Source organism: Enterococcus sp. H57 (genome assembly GCF_003112495.1).
Classification (GTDB): domain Bacteria; phylum Bacillota; class Bacilli; order Lactobacillales; family Enterococcaceae; genus Enterococcus_B; species Enterococcus_B faecium.
In genome coordinates, this window is record NZ_BEHC01000025.1 from 1 (window position 1) to 26,781 (window position 26,781).

A 26,781-nucleotide genomic window follows, 5' to 3' on the forward strand; every position below is an offset into this window, starting at 1 on the left:
CGTGTTCTCTTAGACATAAAAATTCCTCCTGGTATGTTTTCTTCTAGTCTACACACCTTAATTTTTCTGTCTAGTTAATTGTAGCCTATCCATTGATACATACAATCAAAAATTTCTAAACAGAAGCCATAAAGGTTTTCAACAGGTAACCGATACATTAGTTTCAATGTTTACTGAGTAACTAATTATTTTGCAGGAGGACAATTTATTTACACAAAATTATTGACGCTCCCTTTTATTTAGTGCCACTTCTTAATAATCCCAATGTTATTATCAAATAAAAAATACAATATATGGTTTTGAATAATTTTTTGAAAGAAGGCTTCATTTTGAGTTATCTGATAGTATGCTTAATTATCATAATTTGTCTGCACCATCTTTTTTTATCGAAAACAATACCTCGTTATTCCAAGAATAAAAAAGCTGAAAAATTTTGTTTATTATTAAATAAATTTACTTTAATTGCTCCTATCCTTGCATTTATTATTTTTTCTGTACTTTTAAGCACTACTCTTAAAGGAAAATTTATGGAAAGAAGCTCTCATGCAATGATTCTCACTTTTTTATGGTTGTTGTTCACCAGAATCTATATTTTTCTGATGAGCCTGAAACCGCCCAAATCCATTAGTTTATGTTTAGTTATAAATGGTATTTTTTTATTATCACTTATCATTTTTATTACACCTTTAGATAGATACGTCACTTATTTATATAATCCTTTGGAATACTGGACTTATTTTATAGGTATATTGGAAGGCATTATTTTCTACATCGGGTATTTTCCCAATAAAAATAACAACTTTTATTTTTATCGCAATAAATTGTAATAAGTTACCATCCTAGCTACTGAGTATGTACATTTACTTTTTCATGCAAAAAAGATAAACGAAACAGCTTTTCTCCATAATAACAAGATAATTCATACATTTATTTGCAATTAAAGAAACCACGTCTACAGGCGTGGTTTCTTTTTTAGCGCCTTTTCTTTTAGACGCATCCGATTTTTCCCATCTTGACATATTGATAGCAAAGGACATACCTCGCACTTGGGATTTCTTGCCGTGCAATGATATCTACCAAAAAAAATCAGTGTATGATGTGTCTTTACCCATAATTCTTGTGGTACTTTCCGCATCAGTGTTTCTTCTACTTCCATGACCGTAGCATCTAGTTTGCAGATCCTCAGGCGTTTTGAGACACGTTCCACGTGGGTATCTACTGCGATTGCTGGTATCCCGAATGCATCCCCCAATACGACATTTGCTGTCTTTCTGCCTACACCAGGAAGAGACATCAATTCTTCTCTTGACGTTGGCACTTGCCCATCGAAACGTTCAATCAGCTGCTGTGCACACGCTTTGATGTTTTTTGCTTTATTTCGATACAAACCAATCGTTTTTATTTTAAGAATGATTTCATCGATTGAAGCTTCTGCTAACGCATCGGGTGTCGGAAAAGAGGCAAACAAATCTGGCGTTGCTTTATTCACTGATACATCTGTCGCCTGGGCACTTAAGATCACTGCAATCAATAACTCAAATGGATTATTGTGCTTGAGTTCTCCATGTGCTTCGGGAAACATTCCATACATCGTTTCTAGAGCTTCCATTGTTTTTTGTTTGCTTAACATATTCCGCTACTCCTCCAACCAATTTTTCAGTGAGACTTTCGGCAATTCTTCTTGTTGAGCTGACTGTTCTACTTCTCTTTGAAGAAGCTGCTGTTTTCTTCGTTTTTGGTCTTCTTCCACTTGTTGTTTTGTACGTAGATTTTTTCTTTCCCACGATAGCAAAATGCGGTCAACGTAATTAAAACTATAAGCCTGATTTAATACGGCTTCCCGCAGTGCTAGCTTCAAAATTTCCGGCTGATAATGGTCTTCTTCTAGCCATTGTCCGATCCGCTGGAACTCGATCGAAGAAAGCGGGCGTCCAAATTCTTGTTCAAATAATTGATACACTGACTGGATTTCTTTTTCTTGTGTTTTTTCTTCGTATTTTTTTTCTTGTGTTTTTAAATACTCACCTAATAGATCATAGATGGGGTAAAGATTATATCGATCTGCTTTTTTACCGTTGACAATCGTCGTTTCTATCTTGATAAATCCATTTGTTACGAGACGATCCAGTATTTGAAAAATCTGATCTTGTTTGATTCCCATATCCATAGCAATCATCTGCAAATCAGGGAAAGTATCTCCTTCAAGCTGTGCCATATGCAACTGTAGAACAAATAAAAATTCTTCAGATTGTAGACCGATCCTATGATAATTTTTAAGTAAAAGATTAGATATGACTGTTTGTCCAGCGCTTAAGTAATTTTCTAAATTCAACATGATTTCTCCTCCGCTCAATCACAGTATACGTAAAAAAAACATGGGAAGCAAGAACAGGTTTCTTTTCTATTTACTTCACTGATCGGTCAGATTTACAATGTCGTCTACTTGATTTTTTTTGTTCATGTTTTTGATGCGTATCTTCACTTTTCGGAATAAATAAATTAAGTAGATTTCGCTGTTCCTTAGAATGTTGACAAGGAAACAAAATTACTATACACTATTTTTGTTTCCAAGTTAACATTATTGCATAAAGGAGTTTTTACATGTACAGTTTCACAAATAAACATTCTAAAGTTTTTGGATACGTCTCTGTCTTATTCACTGGATTAGGATTTACTATCGTCAGTCCTGTACTTCCGTTTTTAACGCTGCCTTATTCTCACTCCATACATCAGCAAGCTTTCTATATCACTTTGCTCATGTCTGTTTATGCTCTAGCTGCCTTCTTATCTGCCCCCATTCTCGGTAGCTTAAGTGATCATTTTGGGCGTCGTCCGATCCTTATTATCAGTTTATTAGGATCAAGTATCGGATATTTGCTTTTTGGTTTAGGAAATTCGATATGGATGTTGTTCCTTGGTCGTATCATTGAAGGATTGACGGCAGGAGAAATCTCCACCTTATATGCTTACTTTGCCGACATCACGGAACCTAATGAAAGAACCAAAGTTTTTGGATGGATGGGTGCTTTAGTCGGTATAGGAACAACGCTGGGTCCTATTATAGGGGGTCTATTAGCTGAGTTGGGGAATTCTGTTCCTATATTTATTGGAGCACTCTTTACTTTCTTAAATGCCGTTTATGGCTACACATTTATGCTAGAAAGCCTTCCAATAAAAAAACGTTCAGTAGATTTAAGTTTCTCCCATGTAAGACCTTTTCACCAATTACAACAATTATTCAAGATTTCATCCGTTATTCCTTTATTGACAGCAGGTTTTGCTGTTTGGTTGGCAGCTGCCTCTCTTCAATCTATCTTTTCTCAATTTTCGATTGACGCCTTTCAGTGGAAGGCTGGGTTGGTTGGTTTAAGCTTCTCTTTGATTGGAATCTTGGATACTGTCTCGCAATTGTTCATTATGCCTCGATTGCTCAAAAAATTTTCAGAACAGCAGATCACAAGAATAGGGATGTTCAGTGAAATCCTCGCCTATCTATTCATCACATTATCTGGAATTCTTCTACTGCCGATTTTGTTTTTATTTGGGATTATCTGTTATGGTTTCGGTGATTCTATTTTTACTCCTGTATTCAATGGCCAACTATCCAATTCTGTCTCAGATAACCAGCAAGGTCTTGTAATGGGCGGTACCCAAAGTATACAATCTCTATCGCGCGTCATCGGCCCGCTAATCGCAGGACAGCTTTATGCTGCAGCACCATTTCTTCCGACGGTATTCGGATTTTTGCTTATGATTTTTGCCTATTATCACTACAATAAAAAATAGTAGCTTCATTTGCTACTTCGTATAAATTCTCTGTATCGACCGATAAAACGAAATACTGTGTCAAATTCTTCTTTTGACATATTTTCAAATACAGTAGCATCTCGCTGTACCCATTTTTGATGGAGTTGCTCGTGTCTATTCCTTATTTTTTGTCCGATTGGCGTCAATTGAAAATAGATTTCTTTTTTATTCTCTTCGCTTTGATAAGTGTTTATGATCCCTCTAGCTATCAGTTTTTTTGTTAGCTTACTGATGGCTCCTCTAGTCATGTAACTAGCATTCGCTAATTTTGTCACGTTAGGATCAGGGATTTTCCCGATATGTTCAATCACTTCTAGTTCATTTAGAGTAAATCCTGCAAATTCTTTTTCCATTTCTGGTTTATTACGATGAATAATCTCATTAGCTAAATCCAGATATTCTTCTATTAGCAGTTGTCTTTTATCCATTTCTACACCTTCTTTTTCTTTCATTATATTGTTTTTTTGTTTCCTATTCAACAAAGATAAAAATATTTTGTAGGAAAACCCAATCTGAAACCAAGAAAAAAAGGGGTTGACAAAGCTTGTCATAACCCCTTTTTCTGATTAAAAGATAGTAAAGAGACAGTCATCGGTAATTGTGATGATTTTTTGTCATCACTTAAGGATGAGCGGCCTTTTCAAAAACTGTCTTTAAAGATCATCATCAGTTTCTAGCACATATGGCTGACCTTCATATGTGTACTCTGTATTCAATGTGCCGTCATTTTCATCTGAGTAGATGCGTCTACTGAAAGGAAAACGATGAGAAACATTATCTTTGGCGTCTTTTGCTGGCATCGTGTAATATTCCTCTTGCGTTTCATTCAACTGAGAGAGTACTTGATCTGCCAACTCATCAATATTGATCGTTGATTTCTTCGAAGCACTTTTATAATCTTCTAAAAATGCATCTTGTTGGACAAAATATTCTTTATTCATCTTCTTTCTCACCTTTCTTTTCAAAATCAAATAAAGCTGCTTGTTCTTTTATGTAACAGCTTTATCTTTGCTGCTTATTGTGACAAAAAATTCGAAGAAAGACAACTAATTGTACTTTTCACAAAAAAAGACAGAGGGTCGTGACAAAATTGTGTCACAACCCTTTTTCTTTATTGTGCAGTTTCGATTTCGCCTAGCGCTGCTTGTGCAAGTAGGTTCAAGTAATTCCATGGGCGGTCAAAATGTGGTTGGAAGAAGAAATCTGAAAGTGCGAGATCTTCTACAGTCATTTTATTTTGAACAGCTAAAGACATGGTATTTGCTGATTGTGTAATGTCGTATTTGGACATGAACTGAGCACCTACGATACGATTCGTTCCTTTTTCATAGACTAGCTCCATCATTACTTTTTCAGTAGTTGGCATGAACTCTGGACGATAATTATCTTCAAATACAGTCGCTTGGACTTCTAGATCGTTCAAAGTTGCGCTTTCTTTGGTCACACCTGTCGAACCGATCGTCCAGCCAAATAGGTAAAGTCCTGAAGTTCCTTGAGTACCACGATACGCCATTTTATGATCTGTCAAGTTATTTCCCACAAGCAAACCTTGACGAACGGCATTTGTTGCCAAAGGAATATAGTTTTGCGTGCCACTTGGATTGTAGTTGACTACTGCAGAGTCTCCAGCTGCAAAAATGTCTGGATTACTTGTCTGCATGTATTCATTCACTTTGATTGCCCCGTTTGGCAGTGTATCTACTTTTCCTTCGATCAGTTTTGTATTTGGACGGAAGCCCACACATAAAATGACCATATCTGTATCAAATGTATCTGTTGGTGTAGCTACTTGTTTCACTTTTCCTTCTTCATCTGTGATAAATTCAGTAACATTTTCGCCTAGCGCAAGAGTAACACCGCGGTCTGTCAATTCTTTTTCTAAGATATCTGTGAATGGTTTATCTAGATATTTATTCAAGATGCGATCTAATCCATCAATCAATGTCACTTGTTTTCCAGATTCGACAAAAGCTTCTACTAATTCAATACCGATATATCCACCACCAACAATTACTACACGTTTTGCTTCTTTCGCTTGTGCAATAATTTCATTTGCTTGATTGTAGTTTTTGCATAGGAGTACATTTTTCGCATCGATTCCACTAATCGGTGGGATAATAGGCCATGAACCAGTTGTCATCACTAATTTATCATAAGAAACCGTTTCTGTTTCTCCTGTTTTCAGATCTTTTGCCGTTACTGTTTTATTTTCTGTATCGACGTCTGTTACATCGTGTTCCATTTTAACTGTTGCTCCTAATGAAGATAATTCTTCAGGATTTGAGTAGAACAAGCCTGCTGGGTCCTTTACTACTCCGCCGACATAAAGTGCGATACCGCAAGATAAGAAAGAAATATTGTCATTTCTTTCATATACTGTCACTTCTGCTTCTGGATGATTTTTTAAAATACTTTTTACAGCTGCAGTACCTGCATGAGTACAGCCAATTACTACTACTTTCATTTATGGTCCCTCCGATTAACATTTTGTCCTTCGACAAAACTACTATAACAGAAATAAAACGGATACAACAGTTTAATGCTTGTGAATTCACAAAGGTTTGTTTGTAGTTTCATTCCTTTTCAAGCATAAGAACCCAATATCTACAAGATTCTTATTTTGATAATATTCACTTTTATATCTAAGATTGTGAATAAAAGACAAAAAAATAAAAAAGCTAGCGTTTTTTTTACACAGCTAGCTTTTTTTAGGTATAACACTTGTAGAAACTGTTTTTACATTTGCGCCTTTTTTGCTGACTCTTTACAATCCGGACAGAGTCCATACAATTCCAACCGATGTTCATTAATCTCAAAATCAGTCAGTCTGCTTGCAGCCATTTCTATATCTTCAAGCCCTGGGTAATGAAAATCAACAATCTTACCGCAGTTTTCACAAATTACATGATAATGACGCTTTGAACTGAAATCAAATCGGCTAGAAGCATCGCCGTACTTCATTTCTTGAACAAATCCAATCGAAGTAAATAAGCGAAGGTTATTGTAAACAGTCGCAACACTCATATTTGGAAACCGATGTTCAAGTGCTTTATAAATCTCATCAGCCGTTGGATGGGAATGATGTTCAATCAAATATTCTAAAACCGCGTACCGTTGAGGTGTGATTCGAATGTTCTCTTTTTTTAACTTTTCGATAACCTCTTCGACTAACTTATTTTCCATGTAAACACCCCACGTTGTTATTCTCGTCTTATCATACTATTTTTACATTTTAAAATCCACTTAACATGAAAAGAAAATTCAATTTTATTGTATTTTAATGAAAAAAGACGTAAAACAGTCGCGTTCACTATTCTACGTCTCTATTCAAATAATTTTTCTCATCATAAATTTTTGTGTGTTCTTTTCATCTTTAAAAGTTTTTTACATAAACCTATCTGGAGAAAAACCAAGTGCCTTATATCTCTTGGTAAAGGGCTGTAGATAAATAACGTTCACCATTGTCGGGAACCACAGCTAATACCTTCTTGCCTTTTCCTAATTCTTTTGCGACTTTTAGCGCGGCAGCAATTGCAGCGCCAGATGAGATGCCTACTAAAATCCCTTCTTTTCGCCCAACTTCTCTAGCTGTTTCCATCGCTTCGTCTCCACTAATAGAAAGGACTTTATCATACACAGAAGTATCCAGTGTTTTAGGAACAAAACCTGTACCGATTCCTTGGATTTTGTGAGGTCCCGCTTCTTTCCCTTCTAAAATAGCAGATTCTGCTGGTTCTACCCCGATTAATTCGATTTTCGGATACACACGTTTTAATTCTCGGCCAGCGCCAGTGATCGTTCCTCCTGTACCGATACCTGCAACAAACGCGTCCAAGCCATTTACTCCAAATGCTTGATGTATCTCAGGACCAGTCGTCTTCTCATGCACAAGAGGATTTGCTTCATTTTCAAATTGTAATGGTAAAAAGTAGCCGTTTTCTTTTGCCAAACGTTCTGCTTCTCTGATTGATCCAGAAATACCATCCGCACCAGGAGTCAAAATCAACTCTGCGCCGTACCCTTTCATCAATAAACGTCTTTCGATACTCATCGTCTCAGGCATCACGATGATTACTTTATATCCTTTTGCAACTCCTACCATCGACAATCCGATTCCTGTATTTCCAGAAGTAGGTTCAATGATAGTATCACCTGGTTTCAGTAGACCATCGTGTTCTGCTTTTTCTATCATACTTAAAGCAATACGATCTTTTACACTTCCTCCTGGATTAAAAAACTCAAGCTTTACAAAAACATCTGCTGAATCTTCTGGTACGATTTTATTTAATTTGACGATTGGCGTTTTGCCAATCAATTCGGTGACTGAGTTATAGATAGCTGTCATCTTCAATTCCTCCTTGTCTTTGCTCTTCTTACTTATCATAATACAATCTGTTCATTTATGGCGAGTGATTCGTCTTTGACTAGCAAAAAAAAGACAAAGATATACCATATATGGTAGTTTCTTTGCCTTTTTATCTAAATCAAACGTTTAGTTCTTGACCAACTAATAAAGAATAACTGGACATAGACATGCCATTTTTCGCCATTAGATCATCAACAGACATGCCAAATTTTTGTGCAATATCCCATAGCGTATCACCTGACACGACTGTATATGTCTGACCATTATTTGTATTTACATCTGTTGTTGAAGATGATGACGTTGAAGTCGTCGTAGTAGTCGTTGTTGTTGTACTTGTGGTTGTTGTAGCCGAACCTGTTGATGGCGTATCAAAAAGGGTTAAATTATAAGTATTAATCAATGAGTTCAATTTGGCCCCATAATTTGGATCGGTAGCATAACGACCTGTCAAGTACGCTGTTGCATCATAAAAACTTGTTGTATTGCTTTTCCACACGCCAGCATAATGATAATCGCCCGTGGAAAAACTGGTTGAACGAAGAACATTCGCATGGTCTTGGAAGGATTCCCAATAAGAAGAATATTTTCGGAATGGCTCATTCATCGTTACCCATTGTCCGTTTACATATTCTTTGGTTGCCATATAAACGACCTGTCCGTTATAGCTTCCTTTCACACCGAATAGATTATAATTTGGCGCACTAGCTAATCCGGAAGTGCCATATGCACTTTCCAACAACGCTTGAGCGATCATGACTGAAGCATACAAGTCATTACTTGCAGCAACTTCTGACGCAGACCAGCCGATTTGATCGATAAACGCTTGAGGATCAGCGACTGTTTGAGATCCTTGTTCATCTGCATGAACATGTTGCGGTACCGCTGTAACCATCATCGGCCCAACTAAAAGACTCGTTCCAATTAAAGGAGCAATCGCTTTTTTATTGATCACCATTTTTCTTTTAGGTCTATGGTGCCGGGCACTGCGGGTCTTCAGCTCTTGCATTCAAATTCCTCCTCAAAATAAAAAAACTTAATAAAAAGTTCTCTTCTTAAAACAAACTTAATTAATTAAATTATACTTTTAATTCTCAAGAAACACAAACTAATCCGAAGAATTCTTTGTTTTGTCATTTAAATGTAACATAGCCGAAAACGAAAAGTAATATTGATTTATTCTTCTAACACATAAAGAACAGCTGTCTCCAACTTGCAGACAGCTGTTCTTATCAGTCAAACAATTGCTTGGATCTATGATAGTTGATTGTACGTATTCACGACATTTTCTACTGTAAATCCAAATTCTTCTAAAATTTTAGTGCCAGGGGCAGATGCACCGAAATGATCGATTGTAATCGTTGCGCCCTCTGTTCCTACGTAGCGTTCCCATCCAAATGATGCAGCAGCTTCGATAGCCACACGTTTCTTCACTGATTTAGGAAGTACACTTTCTTTATATTCAGAAGATTGTTTTTCAAAGAGGTCAAAGCTTGGCATAGAAACAACAGAAACATCTTTGCCTTTTTCAGCCAATTCTTTTTGAGCTTTCACAGCCAAATCAACTTCAGAACCTGTTGCAATCAAAATACCTTCTGGTGTTTCTCCTTGTGATGGAGAAAGAACATACGCGCCTTTTTTCACCATTTCATCTGCTACTTCTTTTGTAGAAGGCAATACTGGAAGGTTTTGACGACTCAATACAAGGATAGTAGGCGCATCTGTTGTCTCCATCGCTACTTTCCAAGCAGCACGTGTTTCATTTCCGTCTGCCGGACGAATCACTTGAACACCAGGCATGCAGCGAACAGATGCTAGTTGTTCAATCGGTTCGTGCGTTGGTCCGTCTTCTCCGACAGCAACCGAGTCATGTGTTAAGACGTAAACAACAGGAGTATGTTGGATTGCTGCTAAACGAACTGCTGGTCTTAGATAATCGACAAAGACAAAGAATGTTCCACCGTAGATACGAGTTCCGCCATGAAGTTGGATACCATTCATAGCCGAAGCCATTGCAAATTCGCGGACACCGAACCAGATGTTGCGTCCTTCATAATGTTCAGGAGTGAAATCTTTATCTGCAGCCACCATTGTATTATTGGAACCTGACAAGTCCGCTGAACCACCCCAGAAGCTTGGTATAGCTTTCGATAATTCTTGGATGACTTCTTTACTTGAAACACGGCTTGCTTGACTGCTTCCAACTTCATAAGTTGGCAATTCTGCATCCCAGTTTTCTGGTAGTTTGCCATCAAAAGCATCTTCAAATTGTTGTGCTAATTCAGGATAAGCTTTTTTATAATTGGCAAACATTTCATTCCATGCATCTTCAGCTTTTTGTCCTTCTTCTATCATCGTTTGATGGAAGCGGGCAGCTACTTCTTCTGGAACAGTGAAATCTGGATACTCCCAACCATAAACTTCTTTAGCCATCTTGATGCCATCTTCACCAAGAGGAGCACCATGAACAGCAGATGTTCCTTCTTTAGGAGCACCATAGCCGATGACTGTTTTTACTTCGATCAATGTTGGTTTGTCTGTTTCAGCTTTTGCTTCTTCAATCGCTTTAGAGATTGCTTCTAGGTCATTTCCGTCTTTCACTAAGATATGTTGCCAGCCATATGCTTCATAGCGAGCACCAACGTTTTCTGTGAAAGCTTTTGAAGTTGGACCGTCTAGTGAAATATCGTTTGAATCGTATAAAACGATCAATTTCCCTAGTTTCATATGACCTGCCATCGAACTTGCTTCTTGAGATACCCCTTCCATCAAGTCTCCGTCACCGCATATTGCATACGTATAGTGATCCATCACATTAAAGTTTTCTTTGTTATACGTTGCTGCAAGGTGCGCTTCTGCCATTGCCATACCGACAGCCATTGCAATCCCTTGTCCTAATGGCCCTGTAGTGGCTTCTACACCATCTGTATGATGTACTTCAGGATGTCCTGGTGTTTTAGAATCCCATTGACGGAATTGTTTCAAATCATCGATTGTCACTTGATAGCCAGCTAAATGAAGCAAGCTATACAACATTGCTGACCCATGTCCTGCCGAAAGAACGAAACGGTCACGGTCAGCCCAGTTTTTTGATGTCGTTGGATTTACTTTCAGGTGTTTTGTCCATAACGCATATGCCATAGGTGCTGCGCCCATCGGCAATCCAGGATGTCCTGAGTTTGCTTTTTGGACTGCTTCAATACTTAATGTACGAATTGTGTTAACGCCAAGTTGGTCAATTTTGTCAAACAAAATAACCCCTCCTATTAATTTAGGTTTTTTTTACCTTTATTTCTTACACTTTCATTCTATAAGATGTCACACGAAAAAGCAATCTTTTTCAGTATTTTTTACTAAAAGTTGTCATTTCGGTTGTGTAAGCCTTTTTTCTTTTGGATTTCTTTTAATTTTTCCGGGGTCACGTCATTGCCCTCAGGATCGACGACTTTCATTCCTTCGATATGATGACGCATACCGGAACGAAAAGCTTCCAAATACTCTTTGCGCAAGTTGATTTGTTCTTGTTCTTCGGCTTTTGAGAGACCATTTTCCTTCTTTTTACGTGCAAGTTCATTGATCCGCTCTATTTTTTCAGGTGACAGCATGCTCAGCCCTCCTTTTACTCTCCTTCATATTATATAAAAACTGAAAAAAAAACAACTAGATAAACTAAATAAAATACGAACATTCGTTTGATTTAGCGCTTTTTATATGGTACTATTTATTTATCAAGTGAAAGAAGGTGTACCTTGTGGCCCGACAAACTGAATCAAGACAAATCGAAGTCTTACGATATATCCATGAACAAGTAACCCAAAAAGGATACCCGCCGACTGTCCGTGAAATCGGGGAAGCTGTTCAGCTTTCTTCTACTTCTACTGTTCACGGTCATCTTGCACGGCTTGAAAAAAAAGGGTTTATCCAAAGAGATCCGACGAAACCTCGTGCAATCGAGTTGACAAAACAAGGTTTAGAAAAGATTGGGATTCGTCCAACAACTATTCCAGTACTTGGCGTCGTAACAGCTGGAGAACCCATTTTAGCAGTAGAGGATGCTTCAGACTTCTTTCCAATCCCTCCTAATCTTTCTTCCGAAGAAGGCAGTCTCTTTATGCTGACAATTCGTGGAGATAGTATGATCAATGCTGGGATCTTGGATGGTGACAACGTGATCGTTCGGAAGCAAGAAACTGCTCAAAATGGCGATATTGTCATTGCAATGACTGCCGAGGACGAAGCGACTTGCAAACGATTCTATAAAGAAAAAAACTTTTTCCGTCTGCAGCCTGAAAACGACTTGCTCGAACCAATCATCTTAGATCAAGTATCTATATTAGGACGAGTAGTAGGACTTTATCGTAGTCATATCTATTAATTGCTACTAATTAAAAGAAAACTTTTTAAAAAGAGTTTGAGACGTTGGTCTCAAACTCTTTTTTCGCCCGGGTTCTTCTTCTTTCAAATTTTTATCACTTCCCTCTTTACAAACCGAACAAATATTCGTATACTAAATATACGAACAATTGTTCGCATAAATTAACGAGGTGAGAATTCATGAAATCAATGAGACGTCTTGGCTTAGTATTAACTGTTTTGTTTTTAGGTATTATTATTGGTAATTTCGGCATACGTCCAGCTTTACTTGTGTTTGTTCCGTTATTTACTTTGTGGTTCATGTTGTGGGATGAAAAGAAGTACCGTCAATCTGAGCGGCGCAGAATTCATGAAGATCATTTCTATCATGAGCCCTACTACAGATCCAGGCAATCATAATAAGGATTGACTGCTAATTATTCAAAAGACAAGAAGTTAAACTTTTACGGGGGTGTGACAAAAATCGGTCACATCCTTTTTTTCGAATAAACGGTGTTCTAAAGCCAGTTTTTCGGTATTAAGTCAAATTGCGGAAAAAGTGATTTTTTAAACTTCTACTGGTCTTTGCTTGTTTCCATTTATAAAAAAATAGCGACCCTCAAAAGTCAGATAGAGAATCTGACTTTTGAGGGTCGCTTTAAAATCGCTTCTTTAAGAATAACATCAAGAATAGCTTCTTTTTTCTGCTTAATATTCCATTAATGTAATGATGTCATATCCTTTGATTTTGTCGCGTCCATGGAGATCCATCAATTCGATCAAAAATGCGCAGCCTACGACTACACCGCCTAATTGTTCGATCAGTTCGATCGTCGCTTTGATTGTTCCTCCAGTAGCTAGCAAATCGTCACAAATCAGCACACGTTGACCTGGTTTAATGGCATCCTTATGCAATGTCAATGTATCTGTTCCATATTCTAATCCATAAGTCACTTCGATGGTTTCTCGAGGTAACTTCCCTTTTTTGCGGACTGGGGCAAAACCGACTCCTAACTCATAAGCAACAGGACATCCTACGATGAATCCACGGGCTTCTGGCCCAACTACCATATCAATTCGTTTTTCTTTTGCATAATTTACGATTTGTTTAGTAGCTTCCCGATAAGCGTCACCATCTGCCATCAGTGGGGAAATATCTCGAAACACAATTCCTTTTGACGGATAGTCGGGAATACTGGCAATATAATCTTTTAAATCCACTCTTTGTTTCCTCCTAGGTTGTTAACCATTTCTTTATGGTAGGAATATCGCTCAAAAGCAAAAATTCCTCAACTTTGATTTTATTGAGCCGTCGCTGGTATAATCTGCTCTCAGTCAAAGGATGACTTTCTGGGCTAGCGACTTTTTGTAAAACACCGTTCTCTATTGTAACAAATTTCAATTCAAAAAACACCTGTATCATAAAAATTAATAATTTTTCAGGGATACGCAAATATTGAGCTATTGCTTTTATTTTATGACGTATATCAATTCGTTCTTGAGAATGGATCAATTTAAACAATTTTGCGTACTGTTCTCTTGTGCCTACCCCATTCAAATAGGCCTCATCAGGTGAAATCCCCATCAGATAAACACGATTGAATGAATAAGACCGAAAAACTTCTTTCAGATCCGCTAAATCATCTGGACAATCCATAACAACTAGAGAGTTTGGTTTTCTTTTTTCAATTATTGCCTTTACAGAATCTAGTCCTTCGAAAACAATCGCAGCTTCCTGGATAATCTCAGGCACGAATTTCAACGTCGAAGAATCAAATGCTAAATAAAGGCTACCTTCCGACGTTCGGCTCTGTTCACGGAAACGTTTTGCCCGCCAATCAAATACTTGCAGACCACCCACAGAAAAATCAGATACCATCAGCTGCGGTTTCTTACGCCCGTTCCATTCATTGATCGAAAGCTTTCCTACCACATCTACCTGATTATTCAGCAGTTCTTCTTCTTGAGTACCAAAACCAAAAGCGACCGCATCAAGCTGACTCGATGCATCGGAAAGGACAAATTTCAGATGCTGTTGGTTTGCTCCGATTCTTTTGATATTTTCTGCTTGGACTTGTCGAAATAAAAACTGAGGCAAAGGATTATCCGTACCAAATGGCGCCAATAGTTTCAGCTCATCAATTCGCTCTACTGTTACTTCATTTGGCAGCAATACTTCATCAATTCTCAACTCAGGCCCTCTCATCAAGTCAATTTGATGATCGACTATATATTGGTTCATCTTCTCCTGTAGTATAGTGACATTTTCACTTGGCATCGTTAAACCGACTGCTGCATGATGTCCTCCGAAGTAAGTAAATAAATCTCGCATCTGGTCAAGCATTTCAAAAAGATTCAAGGCTTCAATACTACGTCCAGATCCTTTAGCTGATCCATCTTCTTTTAAAGTAAGGACAAGCGTTGGTTTACCCGTTTCATTCATTATTTTCCCAGCAACAATGCCCAAAACGCCTTCATGCCATCCTCGGTTTACCAATAGATGGATATGATTCTCCTTATTGACCATCGCTAATGCTTCTTGTGTTATCTGCTCTACGATTGCTTTTCTTTCTTCATTGATCTCATTCAATTTTTTTGCTTGAACGGATGCTTCCTCTTCATCAAACGTCGCAAGTAACGAGACGGCAGGACGTGGATCGCCCATCCGACCGATTGCATTTAGTCTGGGAGCAATCGAAAAACCGATCGTTGTTTCGTCTGCGTCCCTCATTTTTACGCCGCTTTCTTCAAATAGCGCCTGAAGTCCTATCCGTTCTGAATGATGAATGGCATCGATTCCTAATGAAACAAGGATTCGATTCTCATCAGTCAATGAAACTAAATCGGCGATCGTTCCTATCGCTACTAAATCCAAAAATTCTGCAGGCGGTTCTTCCAATAATGCAGAAGCTACTTTGAATGCTACTCCGACTCCTGCCAAATCTGGAAATGGATAGTGCCCCGCTGGATGACGAGGGTGAACAATCGCATAAGCGTCTGGTAAATTCTCAGGTAGTTCGTGATGATCTGTAATGATCACGTCTACACCAGCTTGCTGAGCGTATGCTACCGCATCATTTCCTGCTACCCCGTTATCAACAGTGATGATCAACTGGATTCCTTCTTCGATCTTTTCTTGGTATACCGATTGGTTTGGTCCATACCCATGCTCAAATCGATTTGGCAGGAATACTTCTACTTCTGCACCAAGTAATTCCAGTGTTTCTTTCATTACCGTTGCACTGGTGATCCCATCTGCGTCATAATCACCGTAAACGAGGATTTTTTCTCCACTGATTACAGCTTCTTGGATTCGGCTGATTGCTTTATCCATATCGTGCATCAGATACGGATCATGTAATTCTTGTTCCTTTGGATGTAAAAATCGGTTGATATCCTTTTCCTCATGGTAACCTCTTTGCCACAGTAACTTACCGACAAATGGAGATAATTTCAGTTCACGGATCATTTGGAGAAAGGATTCAGAAGGCTCTGTCTCGCTTAACTTCCAATCAAAATTTGCTTGTCTCACTTTCTCACTCCTAACTTAGTTATTATAGCAAAGGAAATCAGCAAAAAAAAGCAGAAAGAAAGAATAAAAACAGATCAGATCCGCTAGACAGATGTTCAGCAGGACCTGATCTTTTGTACGACCATTTATGAAATATCCCTATTAGTCAAAATAATTGAAGCTTTGTTTGGGCGATTGAGTTTTTTGTTCTTCCGGCGCTTTCAATTGACTGATTTGTGCGGTTTTCGCTTGTAACTCCGCCTGATAAGCAGCTTCCAACTCCGCACGTTCGTTTCTAAACTCGCGTTGCTGTTCTTCTTTTGCTTCTTCAATTTTCTTTTGAAGTTCTGTTTGATATTCTGACATTTTCTGAGTCAGCTGTTTGATTTGCTTTTTTTGCTGCCATAGTGTTGCCGAAGCAGTCAAAAATACAATCAGTGCACCAATCAGCGCAGAACCGATGATCACTAAGATCAATGGCGCAGAAAAGGAAGTGAAGCCAAAACTTACAGGAACATTTTTATTGTTCAATACAGCAAAAAGAACAATAATCAAAACTAAAACAAATCCAAGAATCACATTGCTTTGCTTTTTCAATTCCTTCACCTACTTTTTGTTAAAAATTCCGCTGGCTAAATAATCACCAATCGTTGGAAACAGCGTATAAAATTTTGATGCAACTTCTAAAATAAACGGTTGATTGATTTCCCGTTTTGGATGTCTCATATTGCGGACGATCATTTTTGCCAACTTGGCAGGTTCTAAAACGATTTGTCCGACTTTTTCCAAATAGCTTCCGCTTGGATCAGCCTTATCGAAGAAATTTGTCTCGATTGGACCTGGATTCACTGTCGTAACAGCTACGCCAAGTGGTTTCAATTCTAATCGCAAAGCGTTGGAGAAGCCAAGGACTGCAAATTTCGTGGCAGAATAAACCGTTGATTTTGCAGTTGCCATTTTTCCAGCCATAGAGGCGATATTAATGATATGACCTTGTCTTCTTTCTGCCATATCGATCGCAAATTTTTGTGTCAAAACCATCATTCCTAAGATGTTGACTTCAAACATATCGTATGCTTTTCCAAGGTCGAATGTAAGGAAGTCTTCGAAAATCCCAAAACCCGCATTGTTTACCAGAATATCGACGCGCCCGACTTCTTCCATCACCTTTTCATATAATTCGTCCACGCTTTCAGGATTGCTGACGTCTACCTTGAAAGCATAAGCCTCTTTGCCGCTCAAGCGTCTGCACTCGTCTCTGACACCTTCTACAAATGCCATTCTTCGTGCGCAACTTATAACGATTGCTCCTTGCTTTGCTGCTTCATAACAGATTTGTGCGCCCAGACCGCCTGAACTACCTGTTACTAAAACAACTTTATCTTCTAAATTCATGCCTCTTCCTCCTCGCGAAATGGAATCTCAATGCTATCAAAATCTTTCATAATCGTCGTGTTTTCAAACACTTCTTGTGCTTCTTTTTCAAGCTCTAAAGCTGCTTTTCCTAAATATCTCGCACTGATATGAGTAAGTAGCAGCCGTTTTGCCTGCGCTTCTTTTGCAACTTCAGCAGCTTGATGAGTCGTGGAATGGAAATAGTTGTGCGCCATTCTTGCTTCATCTTTATTAAATGTGCTTTCATGTACCAGAATATCGCTATTTTCCGCAAGCACAACGGAATTATGTGTTTTTCTCGTATCGCCTAAAATAGTCACGATTCGTCCTTTTTTATCTGGACCTACGAAATCTTTTCCATTGATCGTCCGCCCATCTTCTAGTTGGATCGTTTCACCTTGCTTCAGTTTGCCGTACAGTGGTCCAGCTGGAATACCTAATTCTTTTAGACGATCCACCTGCAATTCTCCTTTATGATCATGTTCAACCACACGATAACCAAAACTGTCGATCCCATGATTTAGTTTTTTTGTATAAACAGAAAATTGCTGATCAGTAAAAATCGGGGCTGTTTCATTTAGCTCAATGAATTTCAGCGGATAACTTAAACGCGTTTGCGAAATACCTAAAGAGACTTTTATGTATTCCTCTATCCCTTTTGGCCCGTAAATCTCTAATGGCGTATCCCCACCTTGAAATGACCGGCTGCTGATGAGCCCGGGAAGTCCAAAAATATGATCGCCGTGTAAATGTGTAATGAAAATTTTACCGATTTTTCTCGGACGAATAGTCGTTCGCAAAATCTGCATTTGCGTGCCTTCGCCACAGTCGAACAACCAAACTTCATTGCGCTCGTCTAAAAGTTTCAATGCTATACTTGTCACATTTCTATGTTTTGCAGGAACACCTGCACCTGTTCCTAAAAATTGTAATTCCATAATCTACCTGACTTTCTTTAAGTTCCTCTTTAATTTTAGGGTAAAAAGAAGGGATAATCAACCGTAAGTCGAGAATGGGTTCAAATTAAAAATAACGTTCTAAAGCGATAGCGTTTTCTTTGAAAATTACTATAAAAACAGCAGCGAACCCGTTTGAGATCCTCTGCTGTTTTTTATTAATTTGAAGATCCAGAACTTTCATTGTCGTTGGAAGTTTGCGGATGTTTGTCCTTCCAAGTCTTTCGTGCAGCTTCTTTCGCATGATTTTCAGCTTCTTTCGCATCATGCACATCTTTTTCGACATCTTCATAATCCAAGCGGGTAATTTCTCCGCCTAATTCCATCATTACCAATTGATTCAGTGGGCGATTGTCCTCTTCATCAGCAATCAAGATCAGTCCTGTAGCTCCTTCACCGATTTTATTTCCTACAAAGTCGAACACGGTCTGGGCATCTTTTATTTCTTTGGCATCTTGTGTCGCACCGATCATTCCTCCGGCAAACCATCCTAATAAAATCCCTAGCGGACCACCTAATACACCAACCAACATTCCGATTAATCCACCCGTAGAAGATTTGTTATTACCGGTAAAGTCGATAAAATCTTCTATTTTGAATTGATGTGTCCCATTAGGATCATGGCTGACAACTGCCATCTGTTCTCCTTTAATCGAACGAACAGCATGTAACTTTTTGATTTCTGAAAATGCCTGATATGCCTGGCTTTCTACTTGAAAATTTAAAATGATTACTCGTTTGCTCATTAAAAACGCCCCTTTCATACCTTCTTGTTATTTATTTTACCTTTAATTGTAAAATAAGAAAAGAAAAGCACTCTTTTTTTCCAATAAAATAGGGCTGTGACAAAAGTCGTATCACAGCTCCTTTTTCCGAATAAACGGCGTTCTTGAAGCTGATCACTTCTGTCACAACCTCCCTTAAATCTGAATCTATATTTTTTGGTATTTGTTTTTATTTGCTTGCCTATTCGACAAATTCAAATTCAAACTCACCGATACGTACAAGGTCGCCATCTTTCGCACCGCGTGCCCGAAGAGCTTCATCCACACCCATACCACGTAATTGACGAGCAAAACGCATCACTGTTTCATCATGATCGAAATTCGTCATTTGGAATAATTTTTCGATCTTCTCACCAGATAAGATCCACGTTGCATCTGAATCACGATCGATTTGGAACTCAGGACCTTCTGGATTGAATCCATAGTGTACAGTTTCTTCTTCCAGTTCTTCTTCGTACAATGGGAATTCTGGCGTTACTTCTAACAAATCTGCTGTAGCATTCAATAACGCGTCCAATCCTTGTCGAGTCACTCCAGAAATTGGAAATACTGGGATGTCATCAGCAAATTCATCTTCTTTTTCCTTGTTCAGCTGTTCTTTGAATTTCACTAGATTTTCCGGTGCATCCGGCATATCCATTTTGTTTGCCACGATGATTTGCGGACGCTCTAGCAAGCGTAAGTTATAAGTAGATAATTCTTTGTTGATGGCAAGATAGTCTTCATAAGGATCTCGTCCTTCCATCCCACTCATATCGATCACATGTAAAATTACTCGTGTTCTTTCGATATGACGAAGGAATTGTGTACCCAGCCCAACACCTTGCGAAGCTCCTTCAATCAAGCCTGGCAAGTCTGCTGCGGCAAAACTTCTGCCATCACTTGTAGTAACCATTCCTAGATTAGGTACGAGCGTCGTGAAATGATAAGCGCCGATTTTTGGACGAGCAGATGAAATAACGGATAGTAAAGTCGATTTCCCGACAGATGGAAAACCTACAAGTCCAACGTCTGCCAATACTTTCAATTCTAGTTCGATTTTTCGCTCTTGTCCTGGTTCACCGTTTTCAGCAATTTCCGGTGCAGGATTCCGAGGAGAGGCAAAACGGATATTCCCTCGTCCACCGCGTCCACCTTTTGCCACAACTAGTGTTTGACCATTTTCAATTAAATCTCCTAAAAGAGCACCAGTCTCCGCATCTCGGACAGTGGTTCCTTGTGGTACTTTAACATAGGTATCTTCTGAACCACGACCGTGCATCCCTTTACTCATCCCATTTTCACCTGGCTGCGCTTTGAAATGGCGATTGAACCGAAAATCCATCAATGTACGTAACCCTTCATCGACGATCAAGATGACATCGCCTCCACGACCACCGTCTCCGCCAGCCGGTCCGCCGTCAGGAACGTATTTTTCGCGACGAAATGCAACCATTCCGTCTCCGCCCTTGCCAGCTTTCACATCGATCGTTACTTGATCTAAAAACATGGACATAATTAAGTCCTCCTATTATTCATTTATTTATTTGACTGCCTGAATTTCCACAATAAACAAAAGTCTTACTTATTTTATCGGTGAAATCTGATTTTGTCTATCATTTCAGCAAAAAGATTGTTTACCTTCTTCTTTTTTTATCATTTGGTAAGGTTTCCAACCTTTTTTCTGCTACCAAGTATAATTTTTTGACAAAATATTCTTTGCGTAGCAGAATAACAGTGTATTAATTGTATTAATTGAGGATGCCGTTTCACAGCACCCCTAATAAAGGAGGAACTTTTGATATGACAGTAAAAGTAGGTATTAACGGATTTGGGCGTATTGGCCGTCTGGCTTTCCGCCGCATCAAAGAAGTCTCAGATGATATTGAAGTAGTAGCAATCAACGACTTAACAAGTCCAACTATGTTAGCACAATTATTGCAATTTGACTCTACTCATGGTACTTATCCTGGCACAGTTACTGCAACAGAAGACTCAATCGTAGTGGATGGCGAAGCAACTCGTGTTTATGCAGAACCCGACGCAAGCAAAATCCCTTGGGCAAAAGAAAACGGTGTAGATATCGTACTAGAATGTACTGGTTTTTATACATCTGAAGAAAAAGCAAAAGCGCATTTAGATGCTGGTGTCAAACGAGTAGTTATTTCTGCCCCAGCTGGTGCTATGAAAACCATCGTCTATAACGTCAATGATGATACATTAGATGAAAACGACAAAATCATCTCAGCAGGTTCATGTACAACAAACTGTTTAGCACCTATGGCTTATTTCTTAAATAATGAATTTGGGATCGAAGTTGGTACAATGACAACAGTTCATGCCTACACTTCCACACAAATGCTCTTAGATGGACCTGTAAAAGGCGGTAATTTGCGTGCTGCTCGTTCAGCTGCTGACAATACTATCCCACATTCTACTGGTGCTGCGAAAGCAATCGGCTTAGTTATCCCTGAGCTACAAGGAAAATTACAAGGACACGCACAACGTGTTCCAGTCGTTGATGGTTCATTAACTGAATTGGTTTCAGTATTGAAAACAAAAGTAACTGCTGATCAAGTAAACGAAGCAATCAAAAAACACACAGTTGACAATCCTTCATTCGGGTATGATGACCGTCAAATCGTTTCTAGCGATGTCATTGGAACAACTCAAGGTTCGATCTTTGACCCAACGCAAACAGAAGTAACAACTGCTGGTGATTTCCAACTTGTTAAAACTGTTGCATGGTATGACAATGAGTATGGATTTACTTGCCAAATGATTCGCTTACTAGAAAAATTCGCTAACTTGTAATTTGATAGATCAATCGATAAAAGAAGCCTTTGACTGGATCCAGTCAAAGGCTTCTTTCTTTTCATCCCCTACTTTTAAACTCGTTCAATGAACATATTGGCTTAAAAATTGTTGGACTACTTGCTGATATTTTTCAGGATCTGTCTTGTATGCTTCCGCATGCTCGGCTCCTTTTACAACATACTTTTCTTTTGGTCCCTTCGTTGCACGATAGACCTTATCTAACATTTCAAATGGTACAAATGTATCTTCGTCTCCATGTATAAAGAGCATTGGGCGCTGGTTTTTCTTCAATTGTTCCACTGCATTTGCTTCACCGAAAAAGTAGCCAGCACGGACTTTTGTCACTAGACTCGTTACTTGCATAAGCGGAAATGCTGGAAGACTAAACATATCGTCTAGCTGATAAGCAAGCTCATCATGAACGGAAGAATAACCGCAATCTTCAATGATTGCTTTCACATTATCTGGTAGTTTTTCTCCGCTAGTCATCATAACTGTTGCTGCTCCCATGCTGACACCGTATAGAACGATTTCTTGCGATTTTCCATTGTTTTCTAGCACTTTGTTTATCCACTGTACATAGTCTTTACGCTCTGGCCATCCAAATCCAATGTAATCCCCTTCGCTTTTTCCATGTCCTCTTGCATCAGGAACAAGGACATTGTAACCCATATCATGAAACATCTTTGCGTAATTGGTCATCGTTTCAGCGTTTCCCATATAGCCATGAGCCACAAGAGCTGTTTTTTCACTTTTCGTTTCAGCAGGAAGATAAATCGCTGATAATTTCAGACCGTCTTTTGAAGTGATGGTCCAATCGCTTCGGTTTTCTTTTGAACTAAACCATTTATGTGCATCCGTTTCTTTGGATGTCTGTGTTGTACCAGGTGTATCTTCGTCTAAAAAGTCTTTCTCAGAAGGCACAACAGCATAATTATAAAAATAATTCCCTGCAAACACTAACGCAACAATCAGAGCTAAAGCGACGCCTAAAAGGATTTTCATCCAAAGTTTCATAAATCATCCATCTCATTTCTCTTTTTTCATATAACCTTGAATTAGTATAATCAAAGAATCTCTACTATGCAATGTTCATTTTTATAACCTATAAAAAAACAAAATAAAAAAGCAGAAATAACTGGCTATTTCTAGCGGATTATTTCTGCAATAACTAATTATCTATTTTTTATTTTCAATTAATTTAAAGCTTGACCATGGTTTCAAAAAGTCAAGGAGGAATAATTCGTCATCGGAGATTCTTCCTACAACATTGACACGTCCGTCGTTTTTCATATCCTTCAAGGCGATTTGTGTTTCTCCTTTGTATTGACCGTACCCTTCATTGTCAATCAGTACATCCCCATGATGCATATCTCGCGTATTATGAGGCGGGAAATCTTTATCTTTGTAGTATACACGAGTCATCGTTGAACGAAGGATATATTCTGAGCGATCCCCTCGATAACTATGAAGGTTATCAAACAAGCAGATTCGTTCGTTTTCTGTAATACCTTCTTCCGTATCTACTTTCAATGTTGGATAATCCGCGTTAAATGCTTCTGCCATTTCTTTCAATTCTTCTTCACTTGCGTACGCATTTCCAATAGAAATATCATCAATCAATCCTGTAAGGATTAAATGCTTCACTTGTGTCGCAATTTCAAGATCTCGGTGGTCTTCCAGCGTGCACAAGCCATCTTGCGTAGGCCAAGGGCCAAACTCAGCAGATTGCGAATTGACGAATGCCATCGTATTCAAATTATATTTTCTGAATTTTTCTGAACAAAAAACAAAGTGTTCGTATCCTAAACCAGAGTATCGATGAGGATAAAAATTATGAGAACCTAATAAATTATCCGTGTTTGGCGAATAACTCATGATGTTGTCAACGTAATTCGTGCCCGAACTCATATTGATCTCGATTTTGATACCAAAAGGATTGCGCGTCATTTTTGCTTCTTCTGCTCCTGTGAATCCGATATCTAAGCGGACCCCGTAGGCACCCATCTTATGGAAAAAAGATAAGTCATCGTAAGAAATCTCCAACTGTTCAAATAACGCTGGATTGATATCAACCATTACTTCCATGCCTAGGCTATTCGCGTAATCAACTACTTCTTTAAATTCTGAAAGAACTTTTTCTTTATCATCATTGATCTGCAGCAAACTGGTAAAAACCCGTTTATACCCATACTTATGAGCTAAATCCAAGTACGCTTTGTCCTTTTCAAATGTTGACCGTTCTGGATAAATCGAGATTCCTAATTTTCCCATATTACCATTTCCTCCTGCATCTTTTCGTTTTTGTATCCACTTACATTATAGCAAACACAAAGTAAATGGTCTACACCTTTTCTTTTTCTTTTAAAATAAATGATAAATTCCAATAATTTAAGTAGGTATTTTCCCTCTATTTTGTTATCATTAAAGATAACAAAATAGTAAATTGGAAAGGAACAGTTATGAAGAAAAATAAAGTTATTTTAAGTATTAGTTTAGCAGCAGCATTGCTGTTTGCTGCTGGTTGTTCTGCAAACAACACGACTTCTTCTAGTTCGTCTACAGAAAGTTCAAAAAGTACATCTACTGCGGAAAGCACGACTGCCAGTAGCGTCGATTTGAACGCATTGGAATTACCACAATTGACGAAAGATGTCGCCGAAAATGAAGATCTGGTCGAAATGGTGACGAATAAAGGCACAATCAAAATCAAATTATTTCCCGAATACGCACCAAAAGCGGTTGAAAACTTTATGACACATGCAAAAGACGGTTACTACAACGGACTGACTTTCCATCGCGTCATCAAAGATTTCATGATCCAAGGTGGCGATCCTAAAGGCGATGGCACTGGAGGGGAAAGCATTTGGGGAGAAGGATTTGAAACAGAGATCAACAACCACCTTTATAATATAAGAGGTGCGTTATCTATGGCTCGCTCACAAGATCCTAACAGTAACGGCAGCCAGTTCTTTATCGTTCAAAATACAGATGATATGCATGATGGTCTTTTAAAAGACGACTATCCTCAAGCAATCATCGACGCTTATAAAAACGGCGGTTATCCTTCACTAGATGGCCATTATACTGTCTTCGGCCAAGTGATTGAAGGAATGGATGTCGTGGATGCTATTGCAAATATCGAAACAGATAGTTCAGACAAACCAAAAGAAGAAGTAAAAATCGATAAAATCAATATACTGCAAGAAGCAAAACAAAAATAAAAAAATAACGTCTGAATCCTGCATAGATGACAACGTATGCTAGGATTCAGGCGTCTTCTTTTTACATAAAAAGCAAGTAAGCTTCCTTTTGTTTTGCTATATCAGGTTTTATAGTCAAGCATTTTGGTTGACGATGAACGTGAACTCGCACTCACAGACTTTTTTATCATCTACATATGCTGCAGATAACGCTGTACCGACTGATCCCTTCATTTTGGTGATTTCAAAATGACATTTCAGCACATCTCCTGGAACAACTTTTTGACGGAATTTGGCCTTATTGATCCCACCGATATAAGCTCTTTTTCCTAGAAACTCTTCTGATTTTAGGATAAGTATCGAACCTGCTTGTGCCAGTGTTTCTAGAATCAACGCACCCGGCATCACTGGATTGTCAGGAAAGTGACCTTGGAAAAAATCTTCATTGATTGTTACATTTTTTGTCGCAACGATCTTTTTTCCTGGTTCTAAAGTATCTACATAATCAATATAACAAATAGGATAACGATTAGGAATCAATTCCATTACTTCAGTAGCAGATAATACGTAAGACATAATTAAACTCCTTCTTTCAGGCAATTGCCATTTTCATTACTTTGACTATCAAAGTATCATATTCCTAAATATTTAGCAATCTTTTTTTAATTTAAGAAAAAATAGTTTGACAATCAAAACATTTTGACTAATAATTAAGAAATCAAGAAGTTATTTTAGCTATTATTCTCTATTTTTTTACGACTATCAAATTTTTATCAGAAACAAAGGAGAGTCATTATGTCATTTCTAGAAGGAAAAAAAATCGTCATTATGGGCGTCGCTAACAAAAAAAGCATTGCTTGGGGTTGTGCTGAAGCAATGTTGAAACAAGGGGCAGAAATTATCTATACTTACCAAAATGAACGAATGAAAAAATCATTAGTCAAATTGGTCGGCGAAGAAGCATTCACTGTAGAATGTGATGTTTCTAGCGACGAAAGCATCGAAAAAGCAATGAATGCCATCGGTGAATATGCTGGGGAGATCCACGGCCTTGTCCATGCAGTTGCTTACGCCAACAAAGAAGAATTGTCCGGAAATGTGTCTGATATTTCCAGAGACGGCTATCAATTAGCTCAAGATATCAGCAGCTACTCTTTAATTGCTGTATCAAAATACGCACAACCGTTTCTTGCACCAAACAGCGGGATCGTTAGCATGACTTATCTAGGTTCAGAACGCGCAATCCCGAATTATAACATGATGGGTATTGCGAAAGCTTCTCTTGAAGCTGCTATCCGTTATTTGGCAGCTGAGTTCTCGCCTAAAGGAATTCGGGTCAATGGAATCTCAGCTGGGGCAATCAAAACATTAGCTGTCACAGGTGTTAAAGACTATCAAAAACTGATCCAGTTATCTGAATCTCGTACGCCTGATCAGCAAGGTGTGACGATCGAAGAAGTCGGTAATGCTTGTGCTTTCTTAATCAGCCCACTTTCCAGCGGAATCATCGGTGATATTATCTACGTTGACAAAGGTGTCCATCTTTCATAAACTTTTGTTGCATTCTTTAAAGTAAAACATATAAAAATCAGGAAAAAACTTTTTAAAGTCT

Annotated in this window: 27 protein-coding genes; 7 read left to right on the forward strand and 20 right to left on the reverse strand. The window is 38.4% G+C overall.

Features of this window, described 5'->3' with window-relative positions:
* The first annotated feature begins 293 nt into the window (after nt 1-293).
* Nucleotides 294-827, forward strand: a complete 534-nt coding sequence (locus DIZ30_RS06345) for a hypothetical protein (RefSeq protein WP_002289611.1) — start codon at nt 294-296, stop codon at nt 825-827.
* Nucleotides 828-952: 125 nt separating this feature from the next.
* On the opposite strand, the gene nth is transcribed toward DIZ30_RS06345, so the two are convergent.
* Nucleotides 953-1,630, reverse strand: a complete 678-nt coding sequence (nth, locus tag DIZ30_RS06350; RefSeq protein WP_002296097.1) for an endonuclease III — start codon at nt 1,628-1,630, stop codon at nt 953-955.
* 6 nt (nt 1,631-1,636) lie between these two features.
* Nucleotides 1,637-2,335, reverse strand: a complete 699-nt coding sequence (locus tag DIZ30_RS06355; RefSeq protein WP_002289610.1) for a DnaD domain-containing protein — start codon at nt 2,333-2,335, stop codon at nt 1,637-1,639.
* Between the two features lie 266 nt (nt 2,336-2,601).
* Between DIZ30_RS06355 and DIZ30_RS06360 the strand changes: the two genes are divergently transcribed.
* A complete protein-coding gene (locus DIZ30_RS06360) occupies nt 2,602-3,786 on the forward strand; it encodes an MFS transporter (protein WP_109023145.1) in 1,185 nt (394 codons plus the stop codon).
* 5 nt (nt 3,787-3,791) lie between these two features.
* Here DIZ30_RS06360 and DIZ30_RS06365 read toward each other — a convergent pair whose 3' ends face one another.
* From DIZ30_RS06365 to DIZ30_RS06400, 8 genes are all read right to left on the reverse strand, one after another.
* On the reverse strand, nt 3,792-4,358 hold the full coding sequence (locus tag DIZ30_RS06365) for a MarR family winged helix-turn-helix transcriptional regulator (RefSeq protein ID WP_002321483.1): 567 nt from the start codon (nt 4,356-4,358) through the stop codon (nt 3,792-3,794).
* Between the two features lie 102 nt (nt 4,359-4,460).
* Nucleotides 4,461-4,748: a DUF5960 family protein gene (locus DIZ30_RS06370; RefSeq protein WP_002289544.1), complete on the reverse strand. Its 288-nt coding sequence runs from the start codon at nt 4,746-4,748 to the stop codon at nt 4,461-4,463.
* Between the two features lie 170 nt (nt 4,749-4,918).
* A complete protein-coding gene (locus DIZ30_RS06375) occupies nt 4,919-6,271 on the reverse strand; it encodes an NADH oxidase (RefSeq protein WP_002289543.1) in 1,353 nt (450 codons plus the stop codon).
* 272 nt (nt 6,272-6,543) lie between these two features.
* On the reverse strand, nt 6,544-6,990 hold the full coding sequence (locus tag DIZ30_RS06380) for a Fur family transcriptional regulator (protein WP_002289542.1): 447 nt from the start codon (nt 6,988-6,990) through the stop codon (nt 6,544-6,546).
* A gap of 235 nt (nt 6,991-7,225) precedes the next feature.
* Nucleotides 7,226-8,152, reverse strand: a complete 927-nt coding sequence (gene cysK / locus DIZ30_RS06385; protein ID WP_002296093.1) for a cysteine synthase A — start codon at nt 8,150-8,152, stop codon at nt 7,226-7,228.
* A gap of 139 nt (nt 8,153-8,291) precedes the next feature.
* Nucleotides 8,292-9,179 (reverse strand): glucosaminidase domain-containing protein, encoded by an 888-nt coding sequence (locus tag DIZ30_RS06390; protein WP_109023146.1) that lies wholly within the window; start codon nt 9,177-9,179, stop codon nt 8,292-8,294.
* Between the two features lie 245 nt (nt 9,180-9,424).
* Nucleotides 9,425-11,422: a transketolase gene (tkt, locus tag DIZ30_RS06395; RefSeq protein WP_002295818.1), complete on the reverse strand. Its 1,998-nt coding sequence runs from the start codon at nt 11,420-11,422 to the stop codon at nt 9,425-9,427.
* A gap of 101 nt (nt 11,423-11,523) precedes the next feature.
* A complete protein-coding gene (locus tag DIZ30_RS06400) occupies nt 11,524-11,775 on the reverse strand; it encodes a DUF896 family protein (protein WP_002295816.1) in 252 nt (83 codons plus the stop codon).
* 146 nt (nt 11,776-11,921) lie between these two features.
* Between DIZ30_RS06400 and lexA the strand changes: the two genes are divergently transcribed.
* Complete coding sequence (gene lexA / locus DIZ30_RS06405; protein ID WP_002296572.1) at nt 11,922-12,545, forward strand: transcriptional repressor LexA; 624 nt, start codon at nt 11,922-11,924, stop codon at nt 12,543-12,545.
* 179 nt (nt 12,546-12,724) lie between these two features.
* The gene (locus tag DIZ30_RS06410; protein WP_002297436.1) at nt 12,725-12,943 is read left to right on the forward strand and encodes a hypothetical protein; all 219 of its coding nucleotides are present in this window, start codon (nt 12,725-12,727) and stop codon (nt 12,941-12,943) included.
* Between the two features lie 288 nt (nt 12,944-13,231).
* Here the strand turns inward: DIZ30_RS06410 and DIZ30_RS06415 are convergent, their stop codons facing one another.
* The 7 genes from DIZ30_RS06415 to obgE form a co-directional block, all read right to left on the reverse strand.
* Entirely contained in the window at nt 13,232-13,744 is a 513-nt protein-coding gene (locus DIZ30_RS06415; RefSeq protein ID WP_002295813.1) for an adenine phosphoribosyltransferase, read from the reverse strand.
* A gap of 13 nt (nt 13,745-13,757) precedes the next feature.
* On the reverse strand, nt 13,758-16,055 hold the full coding sequence (gene recJ, locus DIZ30_RS06420; protein ID WP_002297438.1) for a single-stranded-DNA-specific exonuclease RecJ: 2,298 nt from the start codon (nt 16,053-16,055) through the stop codon (nt 13,758-13,760).
* A 141-nt stretch (nt 16,056-16,196) separates the two neighbouring features.
* Nucleotides 16,197-16,640 carry a lipopolysaccharide assembly LapA domain-containing protein gene (locus tag DIZ30_RS06425; protein WP_199914197.1) on the reverse strand — a complete coding sequence of 148 codons (444 nt, stop codon included), beginning with the start codon at nt 16,638-16,640 and terminating at the stop codon, nt 16,197-16,199.
* Complete coding sequence (locus DIZ30_RS06430; protein WP_002296573.1) at nt 16,641-17,429, reverse strand: SDR family oxidoreductase; 789 nt, start codon at nt 17,427-17,429, stop codon at nt 16,641-16,643.
* A complete protein-coding gene (rnz, locus tag DIZ30_RS06435; RefSeq protein ID WP_002295809.1) occupies nt 17,426-18,367 on the reverse strand; it encodes a ribonuclease Z in 942 nt (313 codons plus the stop codon). Before rnz ends, DIZ30_RS06430 begins: the two co-directional genes overlap by 4 nt.
* A gap of 176 nt (nt 18,368-18,543) precedes the next feature.
* On the reverse strand, nt 18,544-19,131 hold the full coding sequence (locus DIZ30_RS06440) for a DUF1269 domain-containing protein (RefSeq protein ID WP_109023148.1): 588 nt from the start codon (nt 19,129-19,131) through the stop codon (nt 18,544-18,546).
* A gap of 220 nt (nt 19,132-19,351) precedes the next feature.
* Complete coding sequence (obgE, locus tag DIZ30_RS06445) at nt 19,352-20,665, reverse strand: GTPase ObgE (RefSeq protein WP_002296575.1); 1,314 nt, start codon at nt 20,663-20,665, stop codon at nt 19,352-19,354.
* A gap of 287 nt (nt 20,666-20,952) precedes the next feature.
* On the opposite strand from obgE, the gene gap reads away from it, so the two are divergent.
* On the forward strand, nt 20,953-21,963 hold the full coding sequence (gene gap, locus DIZ30_RS06450) for a type I glyceraldehyde-3-phosphate dehydrogenase (RefSeq protein WP_002289734.1): 1,011 nt from the start codon (nt 20,953-20,955) through the stop codon (nt 21,961-21,963).
* Nucleotides 21,964-22,047: 84 nt separating this feature from the next.
* Here gap and DIZ30_RS06455 read toward each other — a convergent pair whose 3' ends face one another.
* Together DIZ30_RS06455 and DIZ30_RS06460 are read right to left on the reverse strand one after the other, a co-directional pair.
* On the reverse strand, nt 22,048-22,983 hold the full coding sequence (locus tag DIZ30_RS06455; protein ID WP_002289735.1) for an alpha/beta hydrolase: 936 nt from the start codon (nt 22,981-22,983) through the stop codon (nt 22,048-22,050).
* Nucleotides 22,984-23,145: 162 nt separating this feature from the next.
* Complete coding sequence (locus DIZ30_RS06460; RefSeq protein WP_002295800.1) at nt 23,146-24,240, reverse strand: DUF871 domain-containing protein; 1,095 nt, start codon at nt 24,238-24,240, stop codon at nt 23,146-23,148.
* Between the two features lie 188 nt (nt 24,241-24,428).
* On the opposite strand from DIZ30_RS06460, the gene DIZ30_RS06465 reads away from it, so the two are divergent.
* Nucleotides 24,429-25,190: a peptidylprolyl isomerase gene (locus tag DIZ30_RS06465; protein ID WP_002295798.1), complete on the forward strand. Its 762-nt coding sequence runs from the start codon at nt 24,429-24,431 to the stop codon at nt 25,188-25,190.
* Nucleotides 25,191-25,304: 114 nt separating this feature from the next.
* On the opposite strand, the gene fabZ is transcribed toward DIZ30_RS06465, so the two are convergent.
* Nucleotides 25,305-25,745, reverse strand: a complete 441-nt coding sequence (fabZ, locus tag DIZ30_RS06470) for a 3-hydroxyacyl-ACP dehydratase FabZ (RefSeq protein ID WP_002295797.1) — start codon at nt 25,743-25,745, stop codon at nt 25,305-25,307.
* Between the two features lie 219 nt (nt 25,746-25,964).
* Here fabZ and fabI point away from each other — a divergent pair, with 219 nt between their 5' ends.
* Nucleotides 25,965-26,720 carry an enoyl-ACP reductase FabI gene (gene fabI, locus DIZ30_RS06475; protein ID WP_002295795.1) on the forward strand — a complete coding sequence of 252 codons (756 nt, stop codon included), beginning with the start codon at nt 25,965-25,967 and terminating at the stop codon, nt 26,718-26,720.
* The last annotated feature ends 61 nt before the right edge of the window (nt 26,721-26,781 follow it).